The organism is Gracilimonas halophila, from assembly GCF_042684365.1.
Taxonomy (GTDB): Bacteria; Bacteroidota; Rhodothermia; order Balneolales; family Balneolaceae; genus Gracilimonas; species Gracilimonas halophila.
Genome location: NZ_JBHULI010000024.1, coordinates 975,905 through 987,831, shown reverse-complemented (window position 1 = coordinate 987,831; position 11,927 = coordinate 975,905). Strand labels below are relative to the sequence as shown.

13 protein-coding genes and 1 pseudogene are annotated in these 11,927 nt (G+C 41.7%); all 14 read left to right on the top strand.

What is annotated here, in order from left to right:
* A pseudogene (locus ACFSVN_RS10790) lies at positions 1–250 on the top strand (hypothetical protein); the annotation flags it as partial.
* A 48-nt stretch (positions 251–298) separates the two neighbouring features.
* On the top strand, positions 299–1,234 hold the full coding sequence (locus ACFSVN_RS10785) for an OmpA family protein (protein WP_390302301.1): 936 nt from the start codon (positions 299–301) through the stop codon (positions 1,232–1,234).
* A gap of 558 nt (positions 1,235–1,792) precedes the next feature.
* Positions 1,793–2,776 (top strand): sensor histidine kinase, encoded by a 984-nt coding sequence (locus ACFSVN_RS10780; RefSeq protein WP_390302351.1) that lies wholly within the window; start codon positions 1,793–1,795, stop codon positions 2,774–2,776.
* On the top strand, positions 2,731–2,949 hold the full coding sequence (locus ACFSVN_RS10775) for a sensor histidine kinase (RefSeq protein ID WP_390302298.1): 219 nt from the start codon (positions 2,731–2,733) through the stop codon (positions 2,947–2,949). The genes ACFSVN_RS10780 and ACFSVN_RS10775 overlap by 46 nt, the downstream gene beginning before the upstream one ends.
* Positions 2,950–3,300, top strand: coding sequence for a response regulator (locus ACFSVN_RS10770; protein ID WP_390302295.1), 351 nt, complete (start codon positions 2,950–2,952; stop codon positions 3,298–3,300).
* Between the two features lie 448 nt (positions 3,301–3,748).
* On the top strand, positions 3,749–5,356 hold the full coding sequence (locus ACFSVN_RS10765; RefSeq protein ID WP_390302292.1) for a helix-turn-helix domain-containing protein: 1,608 nt from the start codon (positions 3,749–3,751) through the stop codon (positions 5,354–5,356).
* A 476-nt stretch (positions 5,357–5,832) separates the two neighbouring features.
* The gene (locus tag ACFSVN_RS10760) at positions 5,833–6,594 is read left to right on the top strand and encodes a hypothetical protein (protein ID WP_390302289.1); all 762 of its coding nucleotides are present in this window, start codon (positions 5,833–5,835) and stop codon (positions 6,592–6,594) included.
* Positions 6,587–7,360: a hypothetical protein gene (locus tag ACFSVN_RS10755; RefSeq protein WP_390302287.1), complete on the top strand. Its 774-nt coding sequence runs from the start codon at positions 6,587–6,589 to the stop codon at positions 7,358–7,360. The genes ACFSVN_RS10760 and ACFSVN_RS10755 overlap by 8 nt, the downstream gene beginning before the upstream one ends.
* Positions 7,361–7,506: 146 nt before the next feature.
* Entirely contained in the window at positions 7,507–8,154 is a 648-nt protein-coding gene (locus tag ACFSVN_RS10750) for a hypothetical protein (RefSeq protein WP_390302284.1), read from the top strand.
* A 74-nt stretch (positions 8,155–8,228) separates the two neighbouring features.
* Positions 8,229–8,843, top strand: a complete 615-nt coding sequence (locus ACFSVN_RS10745; RefSeq protein WP_390302281.1) for a hypothetical protein — start codon at positions 8,229–8,231, stop codon at positions 8,841–8,843.
* A 74-nt stretch (positions 8,844–8,917) separates the two neighbouring features.
* Entirely contained in the window at positions 8,918–9,574 is a 657-nt protein-coding gene (locus ACFSVN_RS10740; RefSeq protein WP_390302278.1) for a hypothetical protein, read from the top strand.
* A gap of 92 nt (positions 9,575–9,666) precedes the next feature.
* The gene (locus ACFSVN_RS10735) at positions 9,667–10,302 is read left to right on the top strand and encodes a hypothetical protein (protein WP_390302275.1); all 636 of its coding nucleotides are present in this window, start codon (positions 9,667–9,669) and stop codon (positions 10,300–10,302) included.
* 65 nt (positions 10,303–10,367) lie between these two features.
* Complete coding sequence (locus tag ACFSVN_RS10730) at positions 10,368–11,015, top strand: hypothetical protein (protein ID WP_390302274.1); 648 nt, start codon at positions 10,368–10,370, stop codon at positions 11,013–11,015.
* A gap of 73 nt (positions 11,016–11,088) precedes the next feature.
* Positions 11,089–11,745, top strand: coding sequence for a hypothetical protein (locus ACFSVN_RS10725; RefSeq protein ID WP_390302272.1), 657 nt, complete (start codon positions 11,089–11,091; stop codon positions 11,743–11,745).
* Positions 11,746–11,927 lie beyond the last annotated feature (182 nt).

The window sequence follows — 11,927 nt, the reverse complement described above, 5'->3', positions numbered from 1 at the left end:
GATGGCCGGTGTTGGGGTGGAATATGGGTTTAAGGAGTTATTTTTTGCCCGGGCGGGTTATTACCATGAAGATCCGGCCAATGGTGACCGGCAGTTTGTGAGTTTAGGGGCCGGTGTACAGCTGGCAGGTATCTCCGTGGATATGAGTTACCTGTCTGCTGCTGCAGGCAACCCGGTAGATGGAACACTTCGATTTTCAGTGACCTATAATTTTGGGGGTAAAGACCGCCCTGTCAGACTCCCAAAATGAATGCCAAGAGGGCTATCCGGAGACAGGAAACTTGATATGTAGGGGGCCATGGGTGAGCAAGGTTCCAGAAACATAGCGGCAGCATCAGACAGCCTGCCTGTTGGGGATGAACGCACAGCGCCACTTGCCGATTTTCGACCAGTTACACCCGACCAAATTAAGACCGAAGAGATACCCGGTGAAGTAAGTGTGCCTGCTGCCGGTGATGCAGAGATGCTGGATGGTGTGGCATCGATAAACGTTGACCTTTCAGGGTTTCCGACAATGTCATCGCAGCTAAGCCAGAGGCAGAAGGAGGCCATTGCCCGAGCGGTGATCCTGCTGCAAAAGCGCCCCGGAGCGAGCGTGCATATTGGCGGGCATACCGATGCCCGGGGCAGCCAGGCGCTGAACCAGATGCTGTCGGAGGCCAGAGCACGTGCTATTTACCTGGAGATGCTAAGTTATGGGGTGCTGGACTGGTCGCGATTGAGTATACAGGGGTATGGGGCAAGCCAGCCGCTGCAGGCCGGGGAGTCGGCGGCTGCCTTTCGGGCTAACCGGCGGGGTGAGCTGAGCCTACCTGCGGCCGAAGGTAAAGGACATTGGGGAGGCGAAAAGATGCCTAATGAGGTGATTGAGATAAGGGCTATGGATGAGTTGCCAGTGAACAGTGGGCAGGAATTTGCCTTTACTTGGCTGGAGTTAGCCCCAACGGGGCAAGCGCAGCAGTGGCTGGCATCGGTAGCCAAGTATATGATGGCCAACCCGGATCAGTCCCTGAAAATGGCTCATGTGGTAAATTATCGTGAAGGTAGTGCCGCCTTTATGCGTGAGCTGGAAAAAGCACGGGGCGAGCTGATCAAGGATCTGCTGATTCGCCTGGGCGTGGAACACAAACGCATCGAGGTTCTGAAGACAGAGGATACGTTTTGGGTAGAGCATGTCAGTAGCCTGCCGCTGGAAAAGAATGCGGAAAGAACCTGGTTGTTTATTACTAAATGATGAGTAGGGTAAAGGCTGTCCCTTTTTTAGCAATTTGTGTAATGAAGGATGCCCGCGTTTTAGGGAATTAGAAACAATAACCAATCATATGTTCTATATATATTGCAACCTGAATAGGCAGGTAAGAGTATGGTTATTTCATGTCATTAATATGACATTTTGACTGGCATAAAGTCCTTAAAGTTATGTGCCAATTAAAAGTAGGATATCTGGAATTATTTTGTATTCATCAAAGTATTTATGTGGATGTATATTTCCAAGCTAACTATGAGGGTTGAAGGAAGTGTACTCATGTAGTCGTAAAATGAATACATGAACTATAGCATTCGGCCTATTCAATAGGTAGATTTAATATTACCTTAGTACCTTTATTTAGTGACGACTTTATTGACATAGTACCGTTGAGTATATCCAATGATCTTTTTATCAGGATTTCTGAAAACTTTAAGAAGAACACTGAAATAAAAAATACTTGAAATAAAGAATTAAACCCCGATAATTCTAAAAGTGGTTCTATTCGGTTATTAAAAACAGGCTGCATTTAATTTCGAAGTCAAGCTGATCACAAAAGCTGATAGGGTATATATATTTGATAAAAAATCAGGGGATAATTTAAGGCCAGTTCTAAGTCAAAATTACGAATGGTGCAGAAAAGGCATTGAGTCACAAATGGCGAATGATGTTGTATTTGATGTAGATTTGAAAGACTTAGTACCAAGATGGTATGAAAATTTGGTAAAACAACAAAAACCCATTTCCGGTTTAGTTCGACACTTACCACTTAACGAAAGAGAGGTTCTAGAGCCTCAAGATATTGTCAGTATATTAGTAACACCGATCTGGTATGATGATGAATATTATGGCTTCATAGGTTTTGATGATTGTAGAGAAGAACGGGTGTGGAGCGAAGAGGAAATTGAACTGTTAACGGTATTTGGGTCATTGATCATCGCAAGCTGGAAATATGAAGATTCTATGAGAAAGGTTGAGGATCAGCTAAAGCAGGTTAAGAAATTACAAGCTGAAAGGGAGCAGTTTTTGAAAATGGTTTCGCACCAATTCAAGACCCCGCTTTTGGTGATCAAGCTAAATACAGACCTTCTTAAGCAAGCTTGTATGTCTGATTCTGGTGATACAATAAATATTCTACCCTCCAAAATTGGCAGGATCGAACGATCAATAACGAAATTTGAGGAACTTATAGAGGCAATACTCATAGGTAATTCCAATCATTCTGTGGATGATAATCCTGAAAAAATTATTTTTCATAATTGGCTCGAGGATATGTTCAGCACCAAAAGGAGAGATTACAACAATCTGGCAAAAATAGATCTAAGTTTTGGACAGAAATTGAATAAAGAAGTGGTGCTGCCTTTTAGTATAAAAACGTTTGAATACATTATGGATACTTTGTTTTCTAATGCTGTTAAATACCGTGGTGATTCAAAAGCTAACATTAAATTTATTATGACCTATCCGAAGATGGATATATTAATTTGTTATTTAAAGATAAGGGTATTGGTATTAACGAGGAAGATGTAAGTGATATTGGTAAACCTTTTTTCAGAGCAAACAATGTGATTAATACTTCCGGAACTGGAATTGGGCTTTCAATGGTTAAAGATTCGTTACAAAATGTTGGTGGGGCTTTTGATGTCAAATCAAAAGTAGGAGAATACACAACTATCCTGATTAGCTTTCCAATAAAACTATGAATGATGATTAACAATAAAATACTTTTGGTTGAAGATGATCCGGAATTGAGAGAAACACTGCAGGATATTTTTGAACTCTACGGAATAGAAGCAGAAATTACGGAAGATGCTAACGCTGCCCTGAAATCAATAGTAGAAGAAGAAAATATATTCAGCCTCATTCTTTCTGATTACCTGATGCCGGGAATGAGTGGTTTGGTTCTATTTTCAGAGATAAGAAAATTACCGGGCTTTGAGGACACGCCTTTCTATATATTCAGTGCCAGAACCGATAAGGAAACCAAGGACAAATGCTTACAGGGTGGAGTTACTGGTTTCATAGAAAAACTTTCAATATTAATGAGCTTATAGAATTATTACGCAAGTATCTATAAAAAATAAAGCCCCGTTCAAGGATCTTTATTTGAATACTAGGGTTTGATTGGATACAACAAATATTTAGACTAAAGTTACAATGTGTAATTCATAGGTAATTAAGAATGTCTAAAAATTAGGAATGTTGTCTAAAGAGTGTTATCTATTGTTTAAGCACTGTGGGCGTGCTAGACGATGGTTTAATACAGATATGTGGAGTAAAAATTGAAAAGTATACAATTCTGTTGATAGTTTTTATATGTAAACACATCAAATAAGTTCTTAACTAAACGAATAAGAGTTACAATTTATGTTGAGATCCTATTATTTGATTTCTGTTTGTATTCTATTATTGTCTGTCCAGACGTTTGGACAGTCTTTGGAGGAGAAGTATGAGACATCAGAAGATATTATTACGCTTGATGAGCTCTCAAATCTCCGGCAGATGCTGCCTGAATTTGCAGATTCTGTTATTACGATTCTTGAAAATGATTATGATACGATCATAGCCTCTGCTAATGAAAACATAAAGAATCGGACGAACTATTTGTTAGGGAACAGTTACTATTTTAAAGGCATGTATTTGGCTTCCAATTACTATTACGATCAGGTTTTGGGTTCTGTCCAAAATAATAATGCAGAAAATAGCGAGCTCAAAGAGGCTATTTATAACAACAAGGGCGTAAATTTGGAGCTGCTTGGCTATTATAAACATGCGATAGATGTTTATTTAGAATCGCTGAATATTGCCAAAGCGAGAGAGGATACACTTGGTATAGGACAAACAACGCTAAACCTGGGTGTTCTTTTTCATCAGCTTCAGGATACCACAAAAGCGATTGAGTTCACACGCGACGCACTGAATTATTTTTACCAGGGAGGCGATGCTTATCATATTTCTCTCGGAAAAATGAATTATGGTTCATTTATTCAACGAATGGATCCTGATAGTGCTACTATATTTCTAAATGGTGCTTTAGACGGTTTTTTAATGCTAAATGACCCTTATCGTATTTCTGAGACACTTTATCACCAGGCTAATCATCTACATGTAAACCAGAGGTATCAAGAAGCTGTTAAGAAAGCAATGCTATCTCTTGATTACAATCCTGTTGACAGGTTCATAAATTTAAGAATCAATACCTACAATATTTTAATTGACTCATACTATTATTTGAATGAACACGATAGGGCACTTTCTTTAATCCAGGATATCCACGAAGCTATTGAAATGAAACAGATACAGGCTTTAAAAGCACTTGAGTATTTCTGGCCAATTGCGGAAAAAGTATTGAAATTGCCTGATAACAAGGAGAAATTAAAATATCATGACGAATTGAAGCGGGAATTTTATGCTGAAATTGAGAGAACTCGTTATAGCAATATTGTTTCACAATTTGATATTCTCACTAAATTAGAGGTGGGCTATGCCGATTCATTACAGCAAAAATTAAATGAAATTGAAAACGAAGATAAAAATAATTATACGCTTGTTCTCTTATGGGCTTTAATACTTTTAGTGTGGGCCGGCTATCTTTTTCGAGGGTACTTGCCACTACCCGGCCAAGATTCCAGAACGGACTATTTGATCCAAAAAATCAAGAACCAAAAGGTTGATGAAGAAGATATTCAGGCAGGTATATCAGTTGTTGAAACCTCAGGCTGTGAACACCTAGATAAGGGAAAGAGACAAACTGATTCTGTCTCTAAACTTTTTCCCGAGATAGATGAACTGATGATGAAAGAGCAGCTATTTAAAAATCCGGATCTATCGCGCGAATATCTTGCCAAACGCTTGCACACCAATACGAAGTATATCTCTATGGCTGTTAAGCAGGAGACCGGCCTTTCTTTTAAGGATTATATAAATAGCTGTGCAATTTCATTGGCTGTTTCAAAGATAAAGGATACTAATAGTTCGCTAACGAATATGGAATTAGCGGAAGAGTGTGGATATAGTTCTGAAGCGACTTTCTATCGTAATTTTAAAAAACTAACAGGCTTAACGCCGAATCAGTTTAAAGAGAGATATCACGGTGAAAAGGCTCACTGAGCGAAGCGGTTTACCCTATCCCCAACCTGTAAGCACCTACCGGATTTGACAGCATTGACAGGGATTATTTTATGCACTCGACACTGAAACCGATGTTTCTGCTCCGCCAGCTCTTTGGTTACAAGCAAATCTACAGTCAAGTACATGCGCAAAAATTTTTAGCTGATTTTCTTTTTCGGCCACTTTGTTAGAATTTTTTAATCTATCAAAAACCGAAAAATAAACCTCATTCTAATTTAAAGGCATAAAAAACAGTCAAAATTAGAAAAAAATTACAAATAGATAATTTCACATATTTCCGGTTTTTGACAGTGTGGTTTTCCATTCTTGCTATTTTACAGGGCGTGCAGATGGGATAGATTGTGGATGTAGAATGAAGAAGGCAGGGTCAATGAAAGGCGATTCCTTCCGTGCTGTAAATATAGACTATTTGCAAACACTACTACAAAACATTCACAATTAATTAACGGTACTGCATGGATTCGTTGCTGTCACATATTTATAGAGCTGTTATGACGGCCAGATCTATCTCGAGCCGGTTTAGCTGGCTGCGGATTTTGACTCCCATGGTTTTTATAGCCGGAGTATGGTCTTTTGCCGGTTCTGATAAAGGCAAGCAGGTTCAGGCAGACGATCTGCGCGTGGAGGTGGTGCAGCATGTTGAGGTTAACCGCCACACCCTACACAGGCCATTGACCTCCCAGGGTACACAGCCGGTTGAGCTGAATGAGTTTGGTGTGGCCATTGTGAAAGTAACCGGAAGGGCCGGGCAGAGGGTGCGCGTTATGCTGGAGACCGAACAATCAATGAAAAGTGATGAGCTGAACCGACGAGGCAGCGATTTGAACTTTGACCTTCAGGCAGCGTGGCTGGAGGGAGAAGAAGCCTTCAGCGGCAATGGTTGGAGCCGGGCGGAAAAGGTATCAAATATGAAAGAATTTACAGTCCAGCTAAGTAGCTATGGCAGAACGGAAAGCTCAGTAAACACCCCGCACAATGCGGAGTGGGGATCACAAAAAAGCGTACAGGGCAGAGCGTTGAAAGAAGTTTCTGATACACATTACAGTGCGCCTGCCGGTGGGCGGAATATTTCGGATACAAGAGGCAGTGCCACCATTTATATAAAGCCGGTAATAAAGCCCGATGGCAAACAGCATCCGGGGCGTTTCCTGGCAGATATTACGGTGCACGCCGAGTATGATGATGTTTTTTTATTCGATAGAGGTGAAAATGATTAAGACGAATCTACGTACAACATACCGGAACGCCTCATTTGATGGCAGCGGGATCACAAGACCTCTAATGAAAGACCAATGTACACGACTGTTTATTCTCATTTTCGGGCTGTTAGGTTTTGCCCCGGTTGTTTCCGCTCAATCTACCGATAATGAGACCATTACAGCCAATGCGAGAGTGTTGGGAACTCTGAAGGTGGGTGAGCAGACTAACGATCTGAATTTCGGCAATATCCTCATCAATTCAGCTAAACGCGTACAGGCTGTTGACGGCAGTGTAACTGCTTTAGCTGCCGAAACGAATCTATCTGATACTTTCGAAGGGGGAGAGGTTAATGGCATAACAGGAGGTGAGGAGCGGGGCTGGTTTGATATAACCGCTGATCCGGGAACCGAATTAAATGTAGAGGTTAGAATTCCGGGTAGTATTAATTTGAGTCAAGCAGAAGGGTTATTCATTGTATTTACTGAAGATGGAAGTACACCTGTAAATGGCCTTAACAACACCTTAAATGGATTAATTACAGAAACACAGCCATCAGGAACGAACACTTTAACCCCGATTGATGGCGGGGCCGGTGATGATTTTCAACGAATTTTTGGCTCGATGGCGTGGAGGCTGGGCAGCAGTTCATTTCTCCAGCCGTTTGAAATGCCGGCATCAGGGAAGGTGTACTTTGTAATTGGCGGAGAAGTTGTGGCTGAAGCAGACACAAGCCCCGGTATGTATACGGGGGATATAGAGCTTGAAGTTAGCGTACCGGATTAAAAAGGTAATGAGAAGTAAAAAAACAGAAACCAATTTAAACAGTTTGGCAAAATGCCAAAAAACAAATTCCGATATACGGAATAGAGCTCACATAACGTGGGCATGTGATACACACAAACAACACAAACCAATAAATACTTAGTGATATGAAAAAGTTAAAAACACTACTGTTTGCCAGTTCATTGCTCGTGGGCTTTAGCTCCGTGACGATGGCACAGTCAACTGATAACGCAACCATCAGCGCCAATGCCAATGTGGTTCAGGACATGGTTGTCGGGAATGAATTTGAAGATCTGGAATTCAACAACATACTGGTCAACTCAGCCAAATTTATTGATGCTACGGATGGATCTGTAGATGCCTCAGCAACGGGTACAGGCGCAGCAGCTGATGGAATTACAGACGGAGAAACCAGAGGTTATTTCAGCATCGAAATTATATCCGGTACCAATGTTGATGTAACGCTGGATGTCCCTTCAAATTTAGAAGATGGCAGTAGCAATACGTTGCAGATAGGTTTTGGTGAAACTGGAATTGGTGATGAAACCGATAACCTGAATGGACTGCTTACGGAAACTGAGCCCACGGGTACTGCATCAGTTACTGCCATTACTGGTGGAGCCGGTTCCAATTTTACTTTAACAACTGGTGAATGGGACCTGGATAGCGCATTTGAAATGCCTTCCGGCGGTAAAGTATACCTTGCGCTGGGTGGAGAAGTGTCTGCTTCATCTACTCAGACATTGGGGAGTTACACAGGTGATATTACCCTCACAGCCACTGTAGCTGACTAAACAAAGACAAAACAAACAATCAAAGCGGGGTGTTTGCCCTGCTTTGATTATATATAATGAATTGAGAAGTATATATGAAAAAGTTAACAATACTACTGTTTGCTGTAACATTGCTCGTGGGCTTTAGCTCCGTGACGATGGCACAGTCAACTGATAACGCAACCATCAGCGCCAATGCCAATGTGGTTCAGGACATGGTTGTCGGGAATGAATTTGAAGATCTGGAATTCAACAACATACTGGTCAACTCAGCCAAATTTATTGATGCTACGGATGGAACTGTCACTGCTAATGGAGTTACAGGCGGAGAAACCAGAGGTTATTTCAGCATCGAAATTATATCCGGTACCAATGTTGATTTAACGCTGGATGTCCCTTTAAATTTAGAAGATGGCAGTAGCAATACGTTGTCGATTGATTTCTCAGATAACGGTGACGCTGGAACTGATCTGAATGGTCTGGTTACGGAGACCAAGCCTGTGGGTAATGCATCAGTTACTGCCATTACTGGTGCAACCGGTTCCGATTTTACTTTAACAACTGGTGTCTGGGTCCTGGATAGCGAATTTGCAATGCCTTCCGGCGGGTTAGTATACCTTGCGCTGGGTGGACAGGTAACTGCTACATCTGATCAGGAAGTGGGGAGTTACACAGGTGATATTACCCTCACAGCCACTGTAGCTGACTAAACAAAGACAAAACAAACAATCAAAGCGGGGTGTTTGCCCTGCTTTGATTATATATAATGAATTGAGAAGTATATATGAAAAAGTTAAAAACACTACTGTTTGCCAGTTCATTGCTCGTGGGCTTTAGCTCCGTTTCAATGGCGCAGTCAACTGATAATGCAACCATCAACGCCAATGCCAATGTGGTTCAGGCTATGGTTGTAGGTGATCTGAATCAAGATTTGGATTTCGGCAACATACTACAGAATTCAGCTAAAATAATTCTTCCGGCAAACCAACAAGTAGATGCCACGGCATCCGGTACTTCTGGATCTGAAGACGGTATCACCGACGGTGAAACGCGTGGTTTTGTCAGTATAGATATGGTAAGCGGAACCAATATTACTTTATCTGTACAGGTTCCGGAAGATTTATCTGATGGTAGCAGCAATACATTACCAATAAGTTTTGATGCCAATGGCATTGACGGTGAAAGTACAACCGGCGGCCTGAATGGTTTGGTAACGGCTGAACTACCTACTGGGAGTGGGTTAGTGAATGCATATGAAAGTATGTCTACTACTGCATTCAGTAAATCTTCTAATACTTGGTCTACGATTTCTTCTTTTCCAATGCCAGCAGGTGACAGAGTATTTCTTGTATTGGGTGGAGAAGTGAGTGCAGGTGCAAATCAAGTGCTTGGAACGTACTCAGGTGATATTACGATCACAGCCACTGTTGATGAAAACTAATGATGGCGTTGCCATGTATTGATATTTAACCGATAAACCAAAGCGGGGTGTTTTGCCATGCTTTGGGTTCTAAAAATTATTAAAAATAGATCATGAACAAGTTAAAAACACTACTCTTTGCTTCTACATTGCTCGTGGGCTTTAACTCCGTGGCTATGGCGCAGTCAGATGACGCAACGATCACCGCAAACGCCAATGTAATAGACAATATTACTGTCACAAGTACAAGCAACTTAGATTTTGGCGACATTTTGGTAGGCACTTCAAAAACAATGGATGCCGCTAACCAATCGGTTTCTACAACCAACGGCGTAACCGGCAATGAAACGTTCGGAGCCGTGGATATTGAAACTGCCAACGCAAACATCAAAATTGAAATTGAGTTTCCAGATGATTTAACAGGCCAATCGGATGCGAATAATACCTTGCCTTTCATTTTCTCGGGTGGCTATGCAGGAGGCCAAGGTGCCGAAGCTATTCTTGTAGATGGAGATGAAAATTACACGGGTGCTGTTGATGCCGGTTTGACCCAATTACAAGATGGTGGTAGCTTTGATTGGGGTTATAAAATTTCACCAGATTATGATAAGCATGCTATTGATGATTTTCCTATGCCTGCGAGCGGCAGCCTCACGGTAATTATTGGTGGCACAGTTACAGCAGCTTCCGACCAATCTGTTGAACAGTACCAGGGTGATTTTACCGTAACTTCCACAGTAGCCGACTAACTATGAGATTGGAGTAAAGTGAGGTCAAATACCAAATGTTTAATTTTTTAGCAAACATAAACACCATGAAAAAGATACCCATACTACTGTTTGCCGTCTCATTGCTCGCGGGCTTCAGCTCTGTAGCTATGGGGCAGTCAACCGATAATGAAACCATCAGCGCAAATGCGAATGTGGTTCAGGATCTGAAAGTAGGTGAGGATAAAGGTAGTCTCGAGTTTGGTGATGTAGTAGTTAATTCAACTAAATTTATTGACGCTGAAAATGGAGATGTTGTCTCAACCGGTATTACCGGTGGCGAGCAAAGAGGGTTTTTTGATGTTCAAATGGGTGGTGAGCCTAATATTAACTTAGAGATTAGGTTTCCAACCCAATTGGGTTCCGGAATGTTTGGCAATCTGGTTACCATGCCATTTTATTCAGCATCTGATGGTGAATCAGCAGGTACTGTAAACGCTATTGTTACAGAACAGGCTGATTTTAATGGAAACCTGAACGATGACTTTGGAACAAACATCCTTGTAAATAAAACAGACTGGACTATCACTGAGATTACAAGTACGGTAACAGCGGAAACAACATCTGCAGTATCCATGCCATCAAGTTCAAAAATATATGTAGTTGTGGGTGGAAAAGTTGAAGCAGAAGAGGAACAGGAAATCAGATCTGATTATTTGGGTACTATTAAATTAACTGTAACCGTAGCCGACTGAGCTAAGTCGATTCAAGTAATTAAAGTGCAGTTTATCGCAGCTTTAGTTTCTAAAAATTTATTACAAAAAGATCATGAAAAAGATGCCAACACTGCTTTTTGCTGTAACGATGCTCGCGGGCTTTAGCTCTGTGGCTATGGGGCAGTCAACCTCTGATGACGGGACGATTACGGCAGAGGCGGAGGTAGTGGATGCAATAAGCGTGACCGGAATAACGAATCTTAATTTTGGCAATGTAGTAGCAGGAAGCCTTACATATATTGAACCCGAGTCGGGTTATGTGGGCGACCTAAATTCCGTAGAACTAATGGGTCCGGCCACCGGCGGGGAAGAGCGCGGTATCTTCAAAATTGACGCCGGAAGTAATGAGGTGACCAACGTTCAGATCTCGTTTCCAGACCAGCTTAAAAACAGTGATGAAAGTGAGGTTCTGGACACGGATTGGAGTTTTACATCCGATGGTGCGACGGTTTTTGTTACCGATGGAGCCCCAACTGATGGTACGTTTTCCGGTGATCCGGGATCAATAGTTGGCGGTCAACAACAGTACTGGACTTTGGTATCAAGCACTCCGGGCGATGAAGTAGTTTATGAAAATAGTGATCTATCGATACCTGAGGGCACTAATGTTGTGCATGCGGTGATTGGTGGCAGAGAGGATGTTGCTGTTGATCAACCCATCGACAGCTACAGCGGTTCTATTGAGCTCAATGTATCCATACCAAACTGAGAAAAGAAAATGTATCTAAATAAATACGCAAAGTGTCTACCCCTTTTCAATTCAAGCTTACATGCGGTAATATTTTTGACCGTAAAACAGTATCTGCTCTTTAGGAAAGAGCAGAACATAACCCTTGATCTAAGACGATGAAACAGAAACGAAGTAAAACAGGGTTACGGCGGTGTGTCGGG